At 66.3% G+C, this 21,211-nt stretch carries 16 protein-coding genes and 1 tRNA gene; 1 reads left to right on the top strand and 16 read right to left on the bottom strand.

Annotation, left to right across the window (positions count from 1 at the left end):
* From epsG to LQV39_RS18620, 10 genes are all read right to left on the bottom strand, one after another.
* Entirely contained in the window at nucleotides 1-870 is an 870-nt protein-coding gene (gene epsG / locus LQV39_RS18665) for a chain length determinant protein tyrosine kinase EpsG (protein ID WP_230027639.1), read from the bottom strand.
* Between the two features lie 13 nt (nucleotides 871-883).
* A complete protein-coding gene (gene epsF, locus LQV39_RS18660; RefSeq protein ID WP_230027638.1) occupies nucleotides 884-2,293 on the bottom strand; it encodes a chain length determinant protein EpsF in 1,410 nt (469 codons plus the stop codon).
* Between the two features lie 63 nt (nucleotides 2,294-2,356).
* Entirely contained in the window at nucleotides 2,357-3,145 is a 789-nt protein-coding gene (gene epsE, locus LQV39_RS18655; RefSeq protein ID WP_230027637.1) for a polysaccharide export protein EpsE, read from the bottom strand.
* Between the two features lie 34 nt (nucleotides 3,146-3,179).
* The gene (locus LQV39_RS18650) at nucleotides 3,180-4,232 is read right to left on the bottom strand and encodes an EpsD family peptidyl-prolyl cis-trans isomerase (protein ID WP_230027636.1); all 1,053 of its coding nucleotides are present in this window, start codon (nucleotides 4,230-4,232) and stop codon (nucleotides 3,180-3,182) included.
* Nucleotides 4,233-4,412: 180 nt separating this feature from the next.
* Entirely contained in the window at nucleotides 4,413-5,393 is a 981-nt protein-coding gene (locus LQV39_RS18645; protein WP_230027635.1) for a GDP-L-fucose synthase, read from the bottom strand.
* Between the two features lie 3 nt (nucleotides 5,394-5,396).
* Complete coding sequence (gene gmd / locus LQV39_RS18640) at nucleotides 5,397-6,512, bottom strand: GDP-mannose 4,6-dehydratase (RefSeq protein ID WP_230027634.1); 1,116 nt, start codon at nucleotides 6,510-6,512, stop codon at nucleotides 5,397-5,399.
* Nucleotides 6,513-6,623: 111 nt separating this feature from the next.
* Entirely contained in the window at nucleotides 6,624-8,003 is a 1,380-nt protein-coding gene (locus LQV39_RS18635) for an undecaprenyl-phosphate glucose phosphotransferase (RefSeq protein ID WP_230027633.1), read from the bottom strand.
* An 18-nt stretch (nucleotides 8,004-8,021) separates the two neighbouring features.
* Nucleotides 8,022-9,221: an XrtB/PEP-CTERM-associated polysaccharide biosynthesis outer membrane protein EpsL gene (gene epsL, locus LQV39_RS18630; protein WP_230027632.1), complete on the bottom strand. Its 1,200-nt coding sequence runs from the start codon at nucleotides 9,219-9,221 to the stop codon at nucleotides 8,022-8,024.
* A gap of 39 nt (nucleotides 9,222-9,260) precedes the next feature.
* Nucleotides 9,261-9,986, bottom strand: coding sequence for a CAAX prenyl protease-related protein (locus LQV39_RS18625; protein ID WP_230027631.1), 726 nt, complete (start codon nucleotides 9,984-9,986; stop codon nucleotides 9,261-9,263).
* A gap of 158 nt (nucleotides 9,987-10,144) precedes the next feature.
* The gene (locus tag LQV39_RS18620) at nucleotides 10,145-12,073 is read right to left on the bottom strand and encodes an ATP-binding cassette domain-containing protein (protein ID WP_230027630.1); all 1,929 of its coding nucleotides are present in this window, start codon (nucleotides 12,071-12,073) and stop codon (nucleotides 10,145-10,147) included.
* A gap of 144 nt (nucleotides 12,074-12,217) precedes the next feature.
* Here LQV39_RS18620 and LQV39_RS18615 point away from each other — a divergent pair.
* Nucleotides 12,218-12,292 (top strand) — tRNA-Arg (locus LQV39_RS18615).
* On the opposite strand, the gene map is transcribed toward LQV39_RS18615, so the two are convergent.
* The 6 genes from map to LQV39_RS18585 form a co-directional block, all read right to left on the bottom strand.
* Nucleotides 12,252-13,049 carry a type I methionyl aminopeptidase gene (gene map, locus LQV39_RS18610; protein ID WP_230027663.1) on the bottom strand — a complete coding sequence of 266 codons (798 nt, stop codon included), beginning with the start codon at nucleotides 13,047-13,049 and terminating at the stop codon, nucleotides 12,252-12,254. The two genes, LQV39_RS18615 and map, sit on opposite strands and share 41 nt — an antisense overlap.
* A complete protein-coding gene (locus tag LQV39_RS18605; protein ID WP_230027629.1) occupies nucleotides 13,046-13,258 on the bottom strand; it encodes a ParD-like family protein in 213 nt (70 codons plus the stop codon). The genes map and LQV39_RS18605 overlap by 4 nt, the downstream gene beginning before the upstream one ends.
* 32 nt (nucleotides 13,259-13,290) lie before the next feature.
* A complete protein-coding gene (locus LQV39_RS18600) occupies nucleotides 13,291-13,851 on the bottom strand; it encodes a hypothetical protein (RefSeq protein WP_230027628.1) in 561 nt (186 codons plus the stop codon).
* A 47-nt stretch (nucleotides 13,852-13,898) separates the two neighbouring features.
* On the bottom strand, nucleotides 13,899-16,040 hold the full coding sequence (locus LQV39_RS18595) for a PAS domain-containing sensor histidine kinase (protein WP_230027627.1): 2,142 nt from the start codon (nucleotides 16,038-16,040) through the stop codon (nucleotides 13,899-13,901).
* Between the two features lie 109 nt (nucleotides 16,041-16,149).
* Nucleotides 16,150-16,854: a PleD family two-component system response regulator gene (locus LQV39_RS18590; RefSeq protein ID WP_230027626.1), complete on the bottom strand. Its 705-nt coding sequence runs from the start codon at nucleotides 16,852-16,854 to the stop codon at nucleotides 16,150-16,152.
* Nucleotides 16,855-16,919: 65 nt separating this feature from the next.
* Nucleotides 16,920-21,182, bottom strand: a complete 4,263-nt coding sequence (locus LQV39_RS18585; protein ID WP_230027625.1) for a two-component regulator propeller domain-containing protein — start codon at nucleotides 21,180-21,182, stop codon at nucleotides 16,920-16,922.
* Nucleotides 21,183-21,211 lie beyond the last annotated feature (29 nt).

The following is a 21,211-nucleotide window of genomic DNA, read 5'->3' as shown; positions in this document are numbered from 1 at the left end:
TCAGAACTCCATCACCACCGAACCGAGGATCTCGCAGCCGGCGTCGACCAGCTGCTCGGCGGTGCGGCCGATGTGCGAGATGCGGGTGTAGTTCTTGCGCGTGACCAGCAGCGCGCCGCCGGCGCGGCTCGCCACCGCCACCGCGTCGACGCCGGCCTGGAAAGGCGGCACGTCGTACAGCACGATGTCGTAGCGGCTCTCGAGCTGGGTATTGAGGTTGCGGAAGCCTTCGCGCGCCAGCAGTTCCTGCGGGTTCGGCGGCAGGGTCCCGGCCGGCATTACCGACAGGTCGACGAAGGCCGGCACGCGGGCAATCACGTCGAGGTCGGCGCGTCCGGCCAGCAAATCGGACAGGCCGGCGCGCGGCTTGATCGCGAACGCATCCTGCTGGCGCGGGGCGCGCAGGTTGGCGTCCACCAGCAGGGTCTGCTCGCCCAGTTGCGAAAACACGATCGCCAGGTTGGCAGCGAACAGCGCCGCGCCGTCGTCCTGGTCGACGCCGACGATGGCCAGGGCGCGCCGTCCGCGTGCGAACCAGCGCAGCATCAGCTGGCTGCGGATCGCGCGCAGCGATTCCACCTGCGGCGAGAACGGCTCGTAGGCCGCGATCAGCTTGGGCGACAGGCCGGCCTGCCCTTTCTGCAGATAGGGATAGGAGAACTGGCGCGCCAGCATCTGCTGGATGTCGTCCTCGCTCACCAGGCCCAGGCGCACGGCCGCTTCGCCGAAGCGGATCCCGGTTTCCTTCTGCATGCGCAGCACGCGCTCCGCATCTTCGGGATTGAGCTTGCCGGAATCGAGCAGGAGCGCGCCCATGCTCATTTCGGCGGCGTGGTCGGCGGGGACGGCGGATAGCATCGGAGAATTCATAATCGGTCCTCGGTCAGTTCAGTCGCAGCAGGCGGCGCGAGTTCATCAGCGAACGGATGCCGCCGGTACGGGGGCCGGCCTGCTTCCATTCGATGGTGCCGAGCACCGGAATGCCCAGCATGTCCTTGACGTCGTCCGGCGAGCGCACCGGGCGGTTCAGCAGTTCCAGCAGCAGGGCCAGGCCAACGCCCAGCACGGTACCGGCCAGGATGCCGATCAGGGTGTTCAGCAGCACGCGCGGGCCTGCCGGTTCGGTCGGCGGCACGGCCGGGTTCAGCAAGGAGATGTCGGACTGCTCTGACTGGGCCTCGATGCGGGTCTGCGAGAAGCGCTGGGAAGCGGCGTCGAAGGCGCGCTGGGCGCTGTCGAGATCTTTCAACAGCACGCCGAGTTCGTCGCGGGCGCGGTTCAGCTGCAGCACCTTGGCCTTTTGCTCGGCCACGGCGGTGCGCAGTTCGGATTCGCGGGCGCGCAGCACCTGGGCGTTGGCGCCGACGCTGCGCGACACGGTGCCGAGGGCGGCGTTCAGCTCGCCGCGCACCTTGTCCAGCTCGGCCTTGGCGGCCATATAGCTCGGGTGATTGCGGCCGTAGCGCTGCGAGGTGTCGGCGAACTTGCCTTCGGCGGTCGCCAGGTTGGCGCGCATTTGCTGGATCAGGGCATTGTTGGCCACGTCCGGCGAAGTCAGGGCCGAGCCGGCGGCGGCCTGGCGCGAATTGCCTTCCATGGCGGCGGTCTGGGCCTGGACCAGCTGGCCGGACAGTTCGTTCAGACGCGACAGTTCGACGTCGACGCGGTTGTTGTCCAGGCTGACGATGCCCTTCTCCTGCTGGTATTTGGACAATCTGGCCTGGGCGGCTTCGAGGTTGTCGCGCAGCTGCTTGGTCTGTTCATTGAAATACGACGACGCCTTCTTGGCCGGCTGGGTCTTGAGCTGGACCGAAATCTTCTCGTACTCGTCGGCGAAGGCATTGGCGACCGCCGCCGCGAAGGCGGGATCGGCGCCCTTGAAGCTGATCTCGACCACCGAGGATTCGCGCGAAGGCACGATCTCGAGCTTCTTCAGCAGCAGGTCGGCGAGCCAGTCGCGCACCGAGCCCTGGCCGCCGGTATCGTCGTTGAACTGCTGGACGACGGCCGAGCTGTTGGCCAGATGCAGCGCATCGACCACCCGCAAGGCCACGTTCTTGCTGCTGATGATGTCGATCTGGGTGGCCATGTAGCCAGGCAGCAGCTGGCCCGGCATGGTCAGGCCGGTCAGCGGATCCACGCCCTTGTAGTTCAACAGAACGGATGCTGTCGCCTTGTAGGTCTTGGCCTGGATCAGGCTGACCCCGAGGGCCAGCGCAACCGTGACCAGCAGGGTCGTCAGAATGATCTTCTTCCGTGCAAGCAAGATCAGCAGGAATTGATGGACGTTCATGTTGAACCTTTTTCAAAACGGGGTGGAACAAAGAGACCCCGGCGAGCCGGGGCCTCGATTACCTTAGAACCAGCTTTCTTTTACAGTGATTACATCATCGGTCTGGACCAGGTCGTCGTTCTTCACGTCGATCGTATGCGCCACGCCGCTCGCATCCTTGCGGGTCACGCGCAGGCCGCGCTGGGTGCCGCGCGGGGTCAGGCCGCCGCCGGCCGACAGGGCCTGCTGCACGGTCATGGCGCGCTCGATGCGGAACGGACCCGGACGGTTCACTTCGCCGGTGATGTAGGCGCGCGGGGCGCGCTCGACGAAGATGATGTCGCCGCCGGCCACTTCGTAGTCGCGGTTCAGTTCGCCCTTGCGCACCATGTCGACGATGTCGATGGTTTCGCGGGTGGTGGTGCCGTTACGGGTGCGCACCAGGGTAACCATGTCGCTTCCTTCTGCGTTGGCGCCGCCGGCAATCGCCAGCAGATCGAGCACCTTGCGTTTACCTTCGATCGGATAGCGGCCCGGCCGGTTGACCTGGCCCAGCACCGACACCTGCTGGCTGGCCAGCGTGGTGATCAAGAGGTTGACCTGGGCCTTCTTGAGGTAGCCGCCCTTCTCCAGCAGCCCGCCGATCTTCTTCTCGGCCTGCTGCGTGGTCAGGCCGCCGACCTGCACTTCGCCCAGCAGCGGGAAAGTCATGCTGCCGGCTTCCGAGACGCGGGTCTCGGTGGCCAGGTCCGGGCTGCCATAGACCGATGCCTTGACCACGTCGCCCGGGCCGAGCACGACTTCGGCCGCGCTGGTAAAGCCGGCGGCGAGTGCCAGGGTTGCTGCGATCATCCAGTGTACGAGTCGTTTCATTTTTGTTCCCTCTTTTTGATCAATGTTGAACGTATCACTTCAGCCCGGCGACGCCGCGGTCCAGCGCTGCCTTGTCGGTATTCGCCTCGGCCCCTGGCGCCGGGGTGGCGCCGGCGCCTGCCGGCGTGGCGGCGCCCGGCGCTCCGCCATTCTGGTCGGCAACCGGCGCCGCCTCGGCGCCGGCCACCGCGCTGGTCGGGGCGGCGCCCGCCGGCAGGGTCGGCGCGGATTTCGGATCCGGCATCATCGACTTGTTGATGTATTCGATCTTGGCGTCGGCGCGCAGGCGCTGCAGCTCGGCGTTGGCCAGTTCCTTGTTCTTCTTGTTGACCAGGAACTGTTCGATCTGCGGGCCGGCGACGGCAAGCGTGACCGGCGCGTCCTTGACCTCGGTCACGGAAATGAACATCGCGCGCTGGCCTTCCTTGACCACGAACAGCTGTCCCTTCGGCATGCCGAGCAGCTTGGACGACAGCTGCGGCGGCACGTCGGCGGTGCTGCGGGTGATCTGGGTGCGTCCGTACTTGATCTTGTGCGCGTCCATCCACACCGCGACCTCTTCCAGCGACTTGGCGCCATCGGCCGCGGCGCGCACCTCAGGCGTGAGGTCGTTGGCGGCGATCACGATTTCGTTCATGCTGAATTGCTTGCGGTTGGAGAAGAATTCGGGATGCGCGTTGAAGTAGTCTTCCACCTCTTTCGCCGTGGGCTTGTTCGTGTTGCCCACGCGTTTTTGCAGATAGGCCTGGGCGATGATCAGCGATTTGGCGCGGTCGATCGCCTGCATGACCTTGGGGTCGCGGTCCAGGTTTTCCTTGGCCGCCGCCTCCTGCAGCAGCTGGCGGTCGATCAGGACCTGCAGCAATTGCTTGCTGGCGGTTTCCTGCTGGGCTGCCGTGACGCCGGCGCGCTGCAGCTCCTCGTTCAGCTGCAGCACGGTGACTTCCTCGCCGTTGACGCTGGCCAGGGCTTGTCCCGGTTTCTTTTCCTTTGCCTTGTCGCCGCATGCGCTCAAGCTTGCCGCAACCAGGATCAGCGCGGCGCACAGCACGCGCTTGCGAGTGGAGGGAGCAGATGTCGTTTTCATGGCAGGCAGGTGGTGTATGTTCACTTTAGTTTCCTCGGGTTGGTGGAACTCTTTTTATGCAGGGAGGTCAAAAAGTCTCCGTTGTTCAGTCTGCTACTGATGCATTCTGGGTGCCGCACGCTTGGGGCTCTGTTCGTCGCCTAACACTCAACCTTAGGCTTGCGTGCGGCTCCCGCCGGATCAGGCCGCAGCCCGATTCTGTTCCGCTGCCGTCAGTTCGACGAAGGCGGCATATGCGCGTTTCAGACCTTCCGGCAGTGGCGTGCTGGCCTGCCAGCCGAGCTGCTTCAGCTTCGAGACGTCCAGCAGCTTGCGCGGCGTGCCGTCCGGCTTGCTGGTGTCGAAGGCGATGCGGCCGCTGTAGCCGACGGTGTCGCCCACCAGGCGCGCCAGGTCGGCAATGGTGACATCCTCGCCGGTGCCGACGTTGATGTGCGAGTGCATCGGGTCGGTGTGCTTTGCATAGGTGTCGTGGTCGAGATTCATCACGTGGACGCAGGCGGCCGCCATGTCGTCGACGTAGAGGAACTCGCGCATCGGCTTGCCGCTGCCCCAGATCACGACTTCGGGTGCATTGCTCATCCTGGCTTCATGGAAACGCCGCATCAGGGCCGGGATCACGTGGCTGTTTTCCGGGTGGTAGTTGTCGCCTGGTCCGTAGAGATTGGTCGGCATCACGCTGCGGTAGTCGGTGCCGTACTGGCGGTTGTAGCTTTCGCACAACTTGATGCCGGCGATCTTCGCCATCGCATAGGGTTCGTTGGTCGGCTCCAGCATGCCGCTCATCAGGTACTCCTCCTTGATCGGCTGCGGCGCCATGCGCGGATAGATGCAGGACGAGCCCAGGAACAGCAGCTTCTGCACGCCGTTGAAGCGCGCTTCGTGCACGACATTGGCCTGCACCATCATGTTGTCGTAGATGAAATCCGCCGGATAGGTATTGTTGGCGTGGATGCCGCCCACTTTCGCCGCGGCCAGGTAGACCTGGTCGATGCGCTCGGTGCGGAAGAACTCGCGTACCTGGGCCTGGTCGGTCAGTTCCAGTTCCTTGTGGCTGCGGGTGACGATATTCGTGTGGCCTTGCGCACGCAGGATGCGCACGATGGCCGAGCCGACCAGGCCGTTATGGCCGGCGACGTAGATCCGGGGCTGAGTAGTCAACGTTCACTCCAGTGAAATTGCAACGTCGTAACCATGCGATGCCAGCAGCTTGTGGCGGCGCGCCTTGTCCAGGTCGGTCGCCACCATTTCCTGCACCATCGCTTCGAAACTGGTGCGCGGTTCCCAGCCCAGGCGCGTGCGCGCCTTGCCCGGGTCCCCCAGCAGCGTATCGACCTCCGTCGGGCGGAAGTATTGAGGATCGACCGCGACGATCGGTTGCCCTATCACAACCCCTGGCGCTTTATCGCCGGTGACGGAAGCGATCACGCCGCGTTCGTTCACGCCCTCGCCCTGCCAGGCGAGTTCGATGCCCAGCTCGCGCGCGGCGAGCTCGACGAAGTAGCGCACGGAGTACTGGCGCCCGGTGGCAATCACGTAGTCCTCGGGCTTGTCCTGCTGCAGCATCAGCCACTGCATCTCGACGTAGTCGCGCGCATGGCCCCAGTCGCGCATCGCATCGAGGTTGCCGAGGAAGAGCTGCTGCTCCAGTCCCTGCGCGATGTTCGCCAGGCCGCGGGTGATCTTGCGGGTGACGAAGGTTTCGCCGCGGCGCGGGGATTCGTGGTTGAACAGGATGCCGTTGCAGGCATACATGCCATAGGCTTCGCGGTAATTGACCGTGATCCAGTAGGCGTAGAGCTTGGCCACCGCATACGGGCTGCGCGGATAGAAAGGCGTGGTCTCGCGCTGCGGGGTTTCCTGCACCAGGCCGTAGAGCTCGGAGGTCGAGGCCTGGTAGAAGCGGGTCGTCTTTTCCAGGCCCAGGAAGCGGATCGCTTCCAGCAGGCGCAGGGTGCCGATGCCGTCGACGTCGGCCGTGTATTCCGGCGATTCGAAAGAGACCGCCACATGGCTCATCGCGCCCAGGTTATAGACCTCGTCCGGCTTGACCTCGCACATGATGCGGTTCAGGTTCGAGGTATCCGACAGGTCGCCGTAGTGCAGGAAGAAATTCTTGTTTTCGACGTGGGGATCCTGGTAGATGTGGTCGATGCGCTCGGTGTTGAACAGCGAAGCGCGCCGCTTGATCCCGTGTACTTCGTAGCCCTTGGCGAGCAGCAGCTCGGCGAGATAGGAACCATCCTGCCCGGTCACTCCCGTGATCAGCGCTTTTTTCATGATCTGGCGTGCCCTTCAAAATATTGCATTCTCATCAATTATTCTACGCAGCCCAACCGGACCCGCAAGCGCCGATCCGTTTGAATGCGCCCCTTTAAGTTACGGTTAAGGTCAAAACGCGTTCTCGCGCGTCAGCACTACCTTGACCGTCTTCAATACGATCCACAGGTCCAGCCACAGGGACCAGTTGCGCAGGTAATCGAGGTCGTACTGGATGCGCGCTTCCATCTTGTCCAGCGTGGCGGTTTCACCACGCAGGCCATTGACCTGGGCCCAACCGGTAATGCCCGGCTTGACCTTGTGGCGCAACATGTAGCCTTTGATCAGCTTGCGGTATTGCTCGTTGTGCGCGACCGCATGCGGGCGCGGGCCGACGATGCTCATGCGTCCCTGCAGCACGTTGACGAACTGCGGCAGCTCGTCCAGCGAGGTGCGGCGCAGGAAGCCGCCGATCTTCGTCACGCGGCCGTCGTTCTTTTGCGCCTGCGTCACGGCGGCGCCGTTTTCCATCACCGACATCGAGCGGAACTTGTAGACGATGATTTCGTCGCCATACAGGCCGTAGCGGCGCTGGCGGAAGATCACCGGTCCCGGCGAGCTGATCCGTACGGCGGCGGCCACCACCAGCATCAGCGGCGCCAGCAGCAGCAGGATCAGCGAGGCCAGCACGATGTCGGAGGCGCGCTTGATGGTGCTGTTCAGGCCCATGAAGGGCGTCTCGCAGATGGCGATCACCGGCATGCCGCCGACGTTGTCGAAGCGCGCCTGCATCAGGTCGAAGATGTAGACGTCGGGCAGGAAATAGACCGAGGCCGTGGTGTCCTGCAGCTCGTCGATCAGCTTGCGGATGCGCGGCTGGGCCGAGATCGGCTGGCTGATGAAGATCATCTTGGTGCCGTGCTCGCGCACGTATTGCGCCAGCTCCCCGGTCTTGCCCAGCATCGGATAATGCATGCCGGCAGGAATGCGGTCGTCGGTGCGGTCGTCGAAGAAGCCGCGCACCGCCATGAACAGATTCGGGTGCTGCTCGACCACGCGCGCGAATTTCAGGCCGACATCGTTGACGCCGACCACCACCACCGAGCGCACTTCCTTGCTGCGGCCCGGTGAGTTGGCCATGCGCGCCGCGATGTGGCTGGTCAGCAGGATCGCCGGGGTGGCGATCGCCCAGCTGATCAGCACGCGTTCGTCGTAGAAGTACTTCAGCCCGCTCGACGAGCCGAGGAACCACAGCACGGCCAGGGTCACGGCCCAGCCGAACACGGTGTCGCGCGCGTAGGCCCACATGCGCCCGCTGCGCCAGGTGCGGTAGGGATCGATGTGCTGGTACACGGCCGACGAGATGAAGAAGGCCAGGATCATCAGCACCAGCATGTAGCCCGAGAACGGTTCGTGGAAGACCAGCGCGGACAGGTACAGCGTGCCCATGATGATCAGCGGATCGAGCACCCGCTGGAAAAACGATATCAGTGGTATGTCATTGACCGTCATGGGAGCCTTGCAGAAGCCTCAGAACTGGGCGTTGGCCGTCAGCGTCACGCTGTTCGACTTGAAGCTGCCAGTGCCGAGGGCCGCGGAGCCGCTGCGCGTCTGGTGCGCGACCCCGCCCTGCACCTGCAGCATGGGGCGCGGATGCCAGGTCGCGCGCAGGGTCTGCGTGCGGACCGAATCGCGCAGGTTGTCGGAGCCGTTGAATTCGCGGCGCGCGCTGTAGTTGCGGCGCTCATACATGGCGTCGGCATTGACCGAGATCTTGGCCGTCGCGTCCCACTGGGCGCCGACCTTGGCGCCGGTGTTCTGGGTGTAGCTAACCAGGGTGCTCTCCAGCGGGGCGAAGTCGCGCCAGACCGAGGCCGTGTAGATCATCTTGCCGCGCGGCTGGTAGGTCGCGTCGATCTTGCCGGCCAGGCCGCTGGTCCTGCCTTCGCCGAAGGAAGCCTGGTTGCGGCGCGTGTAGCCGACCAGCGCATTCAGCGTGGTCGAGCCGGTCGCGATCCATTTCACGCGCGCCTTCAGCTCGTCCTGGGTGAAGCTGTCGTTGAAGGTGAAGGGACCGGTCGGGCGCGGGAACGGATACTTGCCCTTCACGTGGCGCGCCACCAGGCCCACCGTGCTGCCGCTGCGCGGCAGGTAGTCGAGCTCGAGCTCGCTGGCGTCCTCGGTGCGGTTGTTGAAGCGGTTGCTGATGGCCTCATAGGTGTACTTGTCGGTCTGGAAGCCGGCGCGCACCCGCCACGCCGAATGGAAGCGCCACGCGCCTTCGGCATAGCTGCTGTGCACGCGGCGCAGGTTGCGTTCGCTGCTGCTGAAATCGGTGTACGGCGCCAGCACCTGCTGCATCGTGGTGCCGATCCTGCCTTCCAGGTGATTGCCCAGCTGCCATGCCCAGTTGGCCTGCAAATCCTTGCCATCGTAGTCGAGCTGCTTGAAGTGGTCGAAGTTGGTCTTCGACAGCTTGGCCACGAGCGTGATGCGCTGGCGGCTGTAAGTCTTGTCGAAGATCAGACCGCCTTCACGCGTCCACCAGGAATCGGCGCGGGTGTTGTCGAACGCGGGCCGGCCGTCGGGAATGCGCAGCAGGTTGTCGTCGTGGCCGTAAGCAACGCCGCCATACACATGCAGCGCATCGTTGGGGCCGGCCCCGGCCGGGATGGCGGCGAAGGCGGACAGGATCAGCAGAGCAAGGGGACGCACGCGGGAATTCAACATGATTGTTTGTCTTCTTAAAGTTAAATGCGCTGGACGGAACTACCAATACGACCAGTTGCCGGTCCGGACGACCCAGAGTCCCAGCAAGCCGTTGGTGACGGCATGCGCGAGGATTGGCGACCACAGCGTGCGGTGGCGCATGTACAGCAAGCTGTAGGCCGCGCCCGCGACGATGCCGGCCAGCCACAGGTTATGCTCGAAGCCGAACAGCAGGACGGTGATGATGAAGCTTTTGAAGGCAAGTTGAGATGGCTCAACCGACTCGAAATCGGGTGCGACAATCCAGCGCATCAGGAAGGAGCGCCAGAACAATTCTTCCATCAGGGGCACGACCAGGGCCGCACCGAAGATGCGGATCGCCACCAGCAGCCAGTCGATCCGGCCCTGGCGCTGCGGATCGAAGCCGGAGGGAGAGCCGATGATCATCCAGTCGGCGTTCAGGCTGACCCACAGGACCAGCACCACCACGCCGGTGGCGAGCGCGGTCAGCGCCTGGGTGGCGGAAAGGCGGAGAGGACGGAGTTCGTGATACTGGCGCCAGAACAGCGCCAGCAGCAGCGCGACGGCTGCGATCTTGAGGGGGTAGAGCCAGAGCAGGACGGAAGGTGCGACGCCCAGGCGTTCGAGGACGTCGCCGGCGACGATGAAGAACAGGTAGGCCGCGAAAGGCAGGATGCGGGCCCAGGCCGCACGGTTGAACATGGGCGCATCGGCCGGCAGGGCTGCCGCGGCGGGTGGAGCGATGCGGTCGTCATGTTCGGTCATGTCTCTCCATCAGCAGGCCTGGCCTGCAAAGAACCTCGATGAACCTACTGCGCGTTGCCCTGCCGGTCTGCGATGCTCGCTGTACCTCCGTACAGCTGCGCTTCTCGACCAGCATGGCTGCCGCTCGCTACGGTTTCTCGAGGCTCTTCAAAACATGGCTACTCCCCCCTGGCGCGCGCCTCGAGGCGCTCCCAGCGATCCAGGGTATCAAGCAGCAAGTCCTCGATCTCCGCAAAACGTGCGTTGATTCTGCGCGCATCGGCGGGATTGGTCTTGTAAAAGTCTGGCGCATTCAGCTGGGCCGTGATCGCCGACTGCTCGTCTTCAAGACTGGCGATGAACTGTGGGAGTTCCTCCAGCTCGCGCTGTTCCTTGTAGCTCAACTTTACCTTCTTGCTGGACGCGTTCTGTGCGCTGGATGACATTTCATTCGTTTTGGGCGAAGTCGTCTTTACAGCAGGCATCGGGGCCGCCGCCGGCGCCTTCGCCGCCTCGGCTTTCACGCGCTCCCAATCGCTGTAGCCGCCGACGTATTCGCGCCACATGCCCTGCCCTTCGGAAACGATCACCTCGGTCACGACGTTGTCCAGGAAGGTACGGTCGTGGCTGACGAGGAAGACCGTGCCGCTGTACTCGGCCAGCAGTTCTTCCAGCAGTTCCAGCGTATCGATGTCGAGGTCGTTGGTCGGCTCGTCCAGCACCAGGCAGTTGGCCGGCTTGGCGAACAGGCGCGCCAGCAGCAGGCGGTTGCGCTCGCCGCCGGACAGCGATTTCACCGGCGAACGCGCACGCTCCGGCGCGAACAGGAAGTCGCCCAGGTAGCTCATCACGTGCTTGCGCTGGCCGTTGACTTCGACCCAGTCGCTGCCCGGAGAGATGGTGTCGGCCAGCGAGGCTTCTTCGTTCAGCTGGGCCCGCATCTGGTCGAAGTAGGCGACGTTCAGCTTGGTGCCGAGCTTGACCATGCCGCTGTCGGCCGTTTCCTCGCCGAGGATGATCTTCAGCAAAGTCGTCTTGCCGGCGCCGTTCGGACCAATCAGGCCGACCTTGTCGCCGCGCAGCACGATGCCGCTGAAACCTTCGATGATCACCTTGTTCCCGTAGGACTTGGCGACGTTTTCCAGTTCCGCCACGATCTTGCCGGAGCGTTCGCCGCTACCGACGTCGAGCTTGACCTGCCCCTGCTGGTCGCGGCGCGCCGCACGTTCCAGGCGCAGCGCTTCCAGGCGGCGCACGCGGCCTTCGTCGCGGGTACGGCGTGCCTGCACGCCCTTGCGGATCCAGACTTCTTCCTGGGCCAGCACCTTGTCGAACTTGGCGTTCTCGATTTCCTCGATCGCCAGCAGTTCCTTCTTGCGCTCCTGGTACTTGCTGAAGTTGCCCGGGAAGGACAGCAGGCGTCCACGGTCGAGTTCGATGATGCGGGTGGCGACATTATCCAGGAAGCGCCGGTCGTGGGTGATGAACAGCACCGAGCCGCGGTATTCGCGCAGCAGGCCTTCCAGCCACTGGATCGAGGTGAAGTCGAGGTGGTTGGTCGGCTCGTCCAGCAGCAGTACGTCCGGCGCGGACACCAGCGCCACCGCCAGCGCGACGCGCTTCTGCATGCCGCCCGACAGCGTGCCCATCTGGGCCTCGCCGTTGAGGCCGAGGCGGCCCAGCGTGGTCTCGACCTTGTTATCGAGGCTCCAGGCATCGGTGGCGTCGAGCTTGACCTGCAGCTCGTGCATGCGCTCCATCAGCGCCTCGTCATCACCCTGCCCGAACTGCCCGGTCAGCGCCTCGTACTCGGCCAGCATCGCCTTCTGCTCGCCCATGCCGCCGGCGACGGCATCGAACACGGTCATGGCAGGATCGAAGCTCGGCTCCTGCTCGACGTAGGCGATCTTGATGCCCTGCTGCATGACCAGCAGGCCATCGTCCAGCTTCGAGCGGCCGGAAATGATTTTCAACAGCGAGGATTTGCCGGTGCCGTTGCGGCCGATGAGACCGACGCGCTCGCCGGCCTCGATGGAGAAGTCGGCGTGGTCGAGCAGTGCGACGTGGCCAAAAGCCAGTTGCGCGGAGGATAGGGAGATGACAGCCATGATCGTGTGCGGCAATGAAAGAAAGGCGCATTGTACCGACTACCGAGCCCACACTTCCAATATACCGCCAATCCTCGGCTATAATTGCGGGCGGTTCACGATCCCGGCCTGTTTTGCAGGGTCCGCTCGCCGAATCGCAGAGTCCTCCCCGTAGTACAATGGATAGTACGCGCGCCTCCTAAGCGTGAGATACAGGTTCGATTCCTGTCGGGGGGACCACTCTTTCATCTGCCCGCAAGGTCAGCACCCGCACCCCATGCCGGGTCACCGCCACGGTATGCTCGAACTGCGCGGACAATTGCCCGTCGCGCGTCACCACCGTCCAGCCATCGTCCTCGGTCCGCACCGCATGCCGGCCCTGGTTCAGCATGGGCTCGATGGTGAACACCATGCCTTCGCGCAGCATCAGGCCCGTCTGCGGTTTGCCCCAATGCAGGACCTGCGGCTCCTCATGCATTTCGCGGCCGATGCCGTGCCCGCAATACTCCCTGACCACCGCATAGCCGTGCCTGCGCGCATGCCGCTCGATCGCATGCCCGACGTCGCCCAGCCGCGCACCGGGACGCACGGCCTTGATGCCCTTCCACATGGCTTCGTAGGTCACCTGCACCAGGCGTTTGGCCAGCGGCGACACCTCGCCCACCAGATAGGTCTTGCTGGAATCGGCAATGTAGCCGTTCTTTTCCAGGGTGATGTCGAAGTTGACGATGTCCCCGCTTTTCAGAATCTCGGCCGGCGACGGCACGCCGTGGCACACGACATTGTTGCGCGACGAATTCAGCGCGTAGGCATAGCCGTACTGGCCCTTGCTGGCCGGGCGCGACTTGAGCGTGTCCACGATATAGGCGTCGACCAGGTCGTTGACGGCCATGGTCGACATGCCGATCAGCTGCAGACGGTCCAGGTAGCCGAACACGCTTGCCAGCAGGCGGCCCGCCTCCGCCATCAGGACGATCTCTTCCGGCCGCTTGGTCATGATCCCGCCACCTTGAGATGCGGCGTCACCACCCCGGCCGCGCGCAGCTCGCGCGCCATGATCTCATTGAAGCTCAGGGTCGGGTTCAGCTCGGCGAGCATGCCGATCCGGACCCAGAAGGCGGCCTGCGCGTTGATCGAGCGGCAGGATACGCCGCTCGCCTTGCGGATCTGGTCGTGCAGATCCTCTTCGATGTTCACGATGCCCATTTTATATCCTCAATATATGTTCCATATACGGATCATATATTCCGACTCGGGCGTCCGGCAAGTGGTATTTGTGCAAACGCCACCACCCACACCAGCGGATTCGCCTCCCAACTCCCCGGCCCGTTGATTCCCTCCCACACGCCACGATAAGCCCCGACCGGATCGTCCTCCGCTCCCGGCGGCAGCCCCTCCGCCAGCGCATCCGCCACGCCGATCTCCTGCAAGCGCTCCACCCTGACGCCGACGATCTCCAGCAGGATCCGGCTCGCCGCCCGCGGCATGAACAGTGCCGGACGCTTGTGCCAGGCCGGCGCCGCCCCGGCTTCGCGCCGCGCGTGCGGGTCGGCGCCCTGCCCGTCGTCCGCCGCATAACGCCAGGCGTAACCGGCGGCCTGCGTCATGTCGGTAAAGAACCATTCGGCATGCTGCTTGCGAAGATTGAAGCGGATGTCCCAGCGGCCGTAAGCAAAGAAAGTCTCACGCACCCACAGGAGGTCGCCGGGCCGGCCGAAGCGATTGCGCGCGGCATCCTCGGGGAATCGCAGGGCGCGCCGGGTCTGGGTCTTGGCGCCGGCCAGCAGCGCGCGCACCATTGCCGCCGAAAACAGGATGCTGCGCGCCGGCGGCTGGGCAGGTCCGCTCAGGCGGGCACCTCGTCGGCCGCGCCGGTATCCGCGGCCTGGGCCACGCCGGCAGCAGCGCCCGCAGCGGTGCCCGCGCACGCGCCCAGCATCGCCCCGACCTTGGCCGCCAGCGCCGTCATGGCGAAGGGCTTGGTCAGCAGCTCCATCTGCGCCGGCAGGCTCTCGTTGCGCATTACCGTGCTTTCGGCGTAGCCGGTCACCAGCAGCACCGGGATCTGCGGCCACAGCATGCGCACCTGGTCGGCCAGCTGGCGGCCGTTCATGCCGTTCGGCAGGCCGACGTCGGTCACCAGCATGTCCGGGCGGCCGCTGCGGCCGCGCTCCTGGCCCCGTTCCTGCAGCTGGCGCAGGGCTTGCGGGGCGTCGGCCGCTTCCATTACCGTATAGCCCTGCAGGCGCAGGACTTCGGCCATCACGTTGCGGATGTCGGCTTCGTCGTCGACCACCAGCACGGTGCCCTTGCGGCAGGCGGCCGGCAGCGGCGCGTCGCCGTCCACGGCCTGCGGCGCCGGCATCTCGGCCACCAGGCGCGGCAGCAGCAGGCGCACTTCGGTGCCTTGCCCCGGGATCGAATCGATGCGCACATGGCCGCCCGACTGGCGCGCGAAGCCGTATACCATCGACAGCCCGAGGCCGGTGCCCCGCCCCATCGGCTTGGTCGTGAAGAAGGGGTCGAAAGCGCGCGCCAGCACGTCCGGCGGCATGCCGGCGCCGCTGTCGCGCACCGTCACCAGCACGTATTCGCCCGGCTTCAGGTCGCCGTAGCGGCCTGCCTGCAGCGGCGCGATGACGGCGTTCTCGGTCTCGATGACGATGGCGCCGCCTTCCGGCATGGCGTCGCGCGCATTGTTGGCCAGGTTCAGCAGCGCGCTCTCGAGCTGGTTGGGGTCGCACAGCGTGGTCCACAGCGCCGCCTGCAGCTGGGTGCGCAGGGTGATCGCGGGACCGGCCGAGCGCTTGACCAGGTCGGTCATCGACTCCACGAGGGCGTTCACGCTGGTCGGCTTCGGATCCAGCGCCTGGCGGCGCGAGAACGCCAGCAGGCGGTGCGTCAGGGCGGCCGCGCGCTGGGTCACGCCGAGTGCGGCGTCGATGCGCGCCGGCAGGTCGCCGGTCTGGCCCATTCGCAGGCGCAGTTTCATCAGCTCCAGGTGGCCCGCCACGCCCGCCAGCATGTTGTTGAAGTCGTGCGCCAGGCCGCCGGTCAGCTGGCCCACCGCTTCCATCTTCTGCGACTGGCGCAGCGCGTCCTCGGCCTGGCGCAGGGCGTCGGCCTGCTGCTTCTCGGCCGTGATGTCGCGCGCCACGCCGTACAGCAGCTCCCCTTCCGGCGAGATCGTCCACTGCACCCAGCGGCAGGAGCCGTCCTTGTGCAGCACCCGGGTCTCGTAGTTGACCAGGGGCGTGCCCCCGGCCAGGATCAGCATGTGGCGCGCCACGTCCTCGCGCTCGTCCGGGTGGACCATGTCCATGAAGGGCCGGGTGGTCGCTTCCTCGGCGGTCCAGCCGAAGCTCTCGGTGAAGGCCGGGTTGACGGTCAGGAAGCGCCCGGTCGCCAGCGACGCCGCCGCCATCACGTCCGGGGAGATACGCCACAGGCGGTCGCGGTCGGCGGCGTGCGCGGCCACCTGGTGGCTCAGGTTTTCGTTCAGCTCGCGCAGCTCGCCGATCGCCTTGACCTTGTGCGTGGTCTCGAACACGGTGCACAGGATGCCGCCCACGCGGCCCTGCTCGTCGCGCACGGGGCTGTAGGAAAAGGTGTAATGGTGCTGCTCCGGGTAACCGAGGCGCTCGCTGGTCACCGGCAGATCTTCGTAGTAGCTGGCTTCGCCGGCGTAGGCACGTTCGGCGATCGGGCCGACCGTGCCCCAGGCTTCGCTCCAGGCCTCGCGGAACGGCAGGCCGAGCGCCTCCTTCATGCCCAGGATGGGCAGGTAGGCGTCATTGTAGAAACCGATCAGCTCGGGACCCCAGCACATATAGGTCGGGAACCGGGAACTGAGAACCGTGCCCAACGTCGTGCGCAGGGCTGCCGGCCAGGCCGACATCGGGCCCAGGCTTGTTGCCGACCAGTCATGCCCGGCGATGCGCTCCCCCATCAGGCCGCCGCCCGTGAGAAAGCCGAGGGAATCGTTCACCGTACTGTCCATGGAAAAACACTCATCCGGGTAATTGTAATAAGAAATTACTTCCGGACGGCGCGCAATTGGCACAGCCTGCCAAAAGCGGTCTGTGCGGTGACGCGCGCTAGAGCGGCGCCAGGCGCCGTGCCGCCTCGAGCTGGCGCAGCACCGCGGCGCAGGCGGACTCGAGCACACTGGCGGTGGCCGCGGCGGTCAGCGGCAAGGCGGCCTGGGTCTCGAGCGCGGCGGCGGCCCGCAGCAGGCCGAGCGTGCGGCAGCCTTCGGCCAGCCGCCCCAGGTGGGCGCGCACGGGGTCGGGCTGGCCGGCCGCCAGCATCTGCGCGAGATCGGCGCCGGCGCCGGCCAGCTGGCGGTGCAGGCCGCCCAGGTAGAGCAGCAGGCGGCCGGCGTCGATGCCCAGGCGGCGCAGGGTGGCCTCCGGGCTTTCGTCCGGGCTTTCCTCAGCCCTGGCCAGGCCGTCGAGGAAACCGCGCACCTTGTCGCCGTCGAAGGGCTTGACGATGTAGCCGTTGGCGCCCAGGCCGAGCGCCTGCTCCATGGTGGCGCCGTCGGCGGCCGCCGAGACCAGCACGAAAGGCAGCCCGGCAAAGCGCTCGTCGGCCTTGACCCGGGCCAGCAGCTCCATGCCGGACAGGCGCGGCATGCGCAAATCGCAGAACAGCATCGCCGGGCGCGCGCCGGTGTCGAGATGCTGCCAGGCTTCCTCGCCGTCCTCGGCTTCCAGCACGTCGTAGCTGCCGGCGCTGTCGATCATGTGCATCAGCATCATGCGCGATACCACGTCGTCATCGACTATCAGAACTTTCACCGCGCCTCCGCCGATCTCACTATTGTTATGAAGCAAATTATACAGAGCACGCCGGTGCGCACGATTTAGGCTGTGGTTTCTTCGAAACGGGCCAGCATGTTCAATAACCTGGGCAGGCGCGTCTTGAGCTGGTCCAGGCGGCCGTTGTCGGCGTCGCGCTCGAGTTCGGTACAAAGCTGGTGCAGCTCGGCTTCACCGAGGTAGCCGGCGCTGCCCCGCATGCCGTGCAGCAAGCGGCCGCAGGTGTCGAGGTCGCCGGCCGCCAGCGCCGCATCGAGCTCGCCGCGGCGGCGCGGCAGGTCGGCGGCGAAGGCGGCGCGCATCCGCCCCTTCAGGTCGGTGGCGCGGCGGCCGTAGCGCGGCGGCACGTCCGGCGCCTGCGGCGAGGCCGGCGGGCCGCTGACCACACCGAACATCGCATCGAGGTCGGCCGTGCTCGGCATGGCCGGGCCGCGCACTTCAGGCGGCACCATGGGCTGCAGCGCGATGCCGCGTTGCAGCTGGCGCTCGATCGCGCGGCTCAGGTGGAAGTGCAGATGGGCGTCGTCGATCGGCTTGGTGAGGAAGGCGTCCATGCCGCAGGCCAGGTAGCGCGAGCGGTCTTCCTCGCTGGCGTTGGCGGTCAGGGCCACGATCATCAGGCTCTGGTCCAGCACCGGGGCCTCGATCGGGCCGCCGGCGCGGATCAGGCGGGTGGCGGTGGCGCCGTCCATCTCCGGCATGCGGCCGTCCATCAGGATCAGGTCGTAGCGGGTGCGCGCGCAGGCCGCCACGGCAAGCGCGCCGTTGTCGACCACGTCCACCTGGTGGCCCAGCTCTTCCAGCATGGTGCGCACGATGATCTGGTTGGTCGGGTAATCCTCGGCGCACAGCACGCGCAGGCGGTGCGTATGCGGCTCGAGCGGCACCTGCTCCACCACCGGCGGCTGTACGCCGTCGGCCAGCGGCAGCACGAAGCTGAAGGTCGAGCCTTCGCCCGGCGTGCTGGCGGCGCCGATAGCCCCGCCCATCAGCTCCACCAGCTGGCGGCAGATCGCCAGGCCCAGGCCGGTGCCGCCGTAGCGGCGGGTGGTGGTGGCGTCGGCCTGCTCGAACTGCTGGAACAGGCGCGGCAGCGCATCCGGCTCGATGCCGATGCCAGTGTCCTCGACCGAGAAGCGGATCATGTTGCGGCCCTGGGCGTCCGTCTGGTCTTCCGGGCGGCGCTCGACCCGCACCGTGACGGTGCCGTTCTCGGTGAACTTGAACGCATTGCCGACCAGGTTGACCAGCACCTGGCGCAGGCGGGTCGGATCGCCCACCACGAAGCGCGGCAGGTCCTGGTCGAGGTGGACCGCGAAGCCCACGCTGTGGGCGCCGGCCTGCTCTTCGAACAGGGTCACGACGTGGCCAATGCTTTCATCGAGGGCGAAGTCGATGTTCTCGATGGTCAGCTTGCCGGCCTCGATCTTCGAGAAGTCCAGCAGGTCGTTGATGATCGCCAGCAGCGACTGGGCGTTGGCCTGGCCGCGCAGGATCTGCTCGCGCGTGGAATCCTTCAGCTGGCCGTCGCGCAGCGCAAAGCCGAGCATGCCGATCACGCCGGCCAGCGGGGTGCGCATCTCGTGGCTCATGTTGGCCAGGAACTCGGACTTCTGGCGCGTCGCATCTTCGGCGCGCCGCTTGGCCTGGTACAGGCGCTCCTCGTTTTCCTGCAGGGCGCCGTTGGCGCGCGCCAGCTCGTCGGTACGGCGGCGCACCTGGCGCTGCTGCTCGCGCAGCTCGGCGGTCTGGTGCTCGAGCAGGCGGTTCTGCTGCTCGATGCGCTCGGTACGGGCGCTGACCTGGACCTCGAGCTGGTCCTTCTGGCGCCGCAGTCCGTCCACGCGGATGCGGAAGATGCCGTAGCCGATGCCCACCACCAGCAGCGCGACCAGGGCGCGGAACCACCAGGTCTTCCAGTACGGCGGCAGCACCGTGATCTCGAAACTGGCCGGGGCATCGCTCCAGACCCCGTCCTTGTTGGCGGCGCGCACCTGGAAGGTGTAGTGGCCCGGGTCGAGGTTGGTGTAGGTGGCGAAGCGCTTGCCGGCGTCGGCGGCGGTCCAGTCCTGGTCGAAGCCGGCCAGGCGGTAGGCGAAGCGGTTGCGCTGCGGCGCCGCGAAATGCAGCGCCGAGAACTCCAGCGAGAACACGGCGTCCGACGCGGACAGCGTGATCCCGGCCGCGCGTTCGATCGGCCACGAGACCAGGCCCGGATGGCGCTTCTGCACCGGCTCGCCAAAGATGCGCAGGCCGGTGATCACGGCGCGCGGCGCGATCAGGTTGTCGTGCAGCGCGCGCGGATGGAAGGCGGTGATGCCGTTCATGCCGCCGAAGTACAGCGTGCCGTCGGGCGCGCGCAGGCATGATGCGTCGAAATAGGCGCCCTCGATGGTGCCGTCGGCGGCGTCGTAGAGGCGCCAGCTGCCGCTGACCGGGTCCAGCCGCGCGATATTGCTGGAGGTGCTGACCCAGATCTGGCCGTCCTGGTCTTCCAGCATCGCCGCCACCGCATCGTCGACCAGGCCGTCGGCGCTGGTGTAGCGCTGGAAGCGCGGGGTGCCGTCGCTGCCGATCACCATCTTGTTCACGCCGACCGCGGTGCCGACCCACAGGGTGCCGTGGCGGTCCTCCATCAGGTAATGGACCTCGTCGTGACTGAGGCTGGTGGGGTCGTTCGGATCGTGGCGGAAGTGGCGGAACTTGCCGGTCGCGCGGTCGAGCAGGTCGAGGCCGTCGAAGGTGCCGATCCACAGCCGGCCTTCGCGGTCTTCCAGCATCGGCCGCACCACGTTGTCGGCCAGGCTCGCGCCCACCGCCGGATCGTGCTGCCAGGTGCTCAGCTTGCCGGTCCTGGGGTCGAGACTGTGCAGGCCACCGCGGGTGGCGATCCACAGCATGCCGTCGTGCGCCAGCATCAGGTTGCGCACGTAGTTGGCGTCGACGTCGCCCGGCACCAGCTGGCGGCGGGTCATCCGGCCGCTCTTCGGGTCGAAGCGGATCAGGCCGTTCTGCGCGCCCACCCACAGCGTGCCGTCCGGCGCCGGGGCCACCGCGTAGGCCGTGGTTTCCGAGGCCGCGTCGGACCCGGCCGCCAGGCGGTAGGTCTTCTCCTGCCCTGTCGCCGGATCGAAATGATGCAGGCCACCGCTGCTGGCCAGCCACAGCTTGCCGGCGCCGTCCCAGGCGATGCCGCGCACCTTGTTGTCGTTGAGCGTGGCAGGCAGGTCCGGGCCGCGCTTGATGCGGGCGAAGCCGCCGCCGCCGAGGTCGGCGCGCGAGACGCCGTTGGACCAGGTGCCGACCCAGAAGGTGCCGACCCGGTCGCCGTACAGGGCCGAGACCTGGTTGTCGCCCAGGCTGTACTGGTCGGTGATGCGGTGCGGATAATGCTCGAAGCGGCTGGCCGCGGGCAGCCAGCGGTACAGGCCGCGGTCGTGGGTGCCGACCCAGACCTGGCGCTGGGCGTCCTGGTACAGAATGCCGATATCGCCGTGCGGCATGCCTTCCGCCTCGTCGAAGCGGGTGACGCTGTCCGGCTGGTCCAGCGCGCGGCGCTCGAGGCCGGCCAGGCTGCCGATCCACAGGCGCTTGCTGGCATCCAGCAGCAGGGTCTGCACCGCGTCGAACTTGCCGCCCTGCGGGGACGGGTGGTGGCTGAAGCGCATCAGGTCCGGCGCCAGGCTGTCCAGCCCGCTCATGCTGCCGATCCACAGGCGGCCGTCCGGCGCCAGCGCCAGCGAAGTCAGCTTGTCGGAAACCAGGCTGTCGGTCACGCCGGGCACGTGGTGCCAGGTGGCGAAGCGCTTGGTGGCGATGTCGAAGTGCTGCAGGCCGTCGCCGGTGGCCAGCCACAGCCCTTCCTTGCCGTCGTCAGCGATGGCGCGGATGTGGCGGTTGCCGTTGCCGCGCTTGGCCGGCTCGTCGGGAAGATAATTCGAAAAGCTGCCGCTCTCCGGATGGTAGAGCGCAAGGCCGCCGTCGGTGCCGATCCACAGCCTTCCCTTGCGGTCGGCATACAGCACGCGCACCCAGTTGTTGGGCAGCGACGTCGGATCGCCGACCACGTTGCGGAAATTGGTGAAGCGATAGCCGTCGTAGCGCGACAGGCCCGACTGGGTGCCGAACCACATGAAACCGTCGCGGTCTTGGACGATCGCCAGCACCGATTCCTGGGCCAGGCCGTCCTCCACGGACAGGTGCTCGAAGCGCAGGGTCGGCGCCGGCGCGGCGAGCGCCGACCCGCCCAGCAGGCAGGCCAGCGCAAGCACCAGCAACGAGCAAAGGCGCTGCAGCAAGCGCCCCATGAAGTCTTGTTTAATATCCACTCGGCAAG

Source organism: Massilia sp. Bi118 (assembly GCF_918697865.1).
Classification (GTDB): domain Bacteria; phylum Pseudomonadota; class Gammaproteobacteria; order Burkholderiales; family Burkholderiaceae_D; genus Telluria.
The sequence above is the reverse complement of the archived record's forward strand: the minus strand, read 5'-3'. Positions and strand labels throughout refer to the sequence as shown.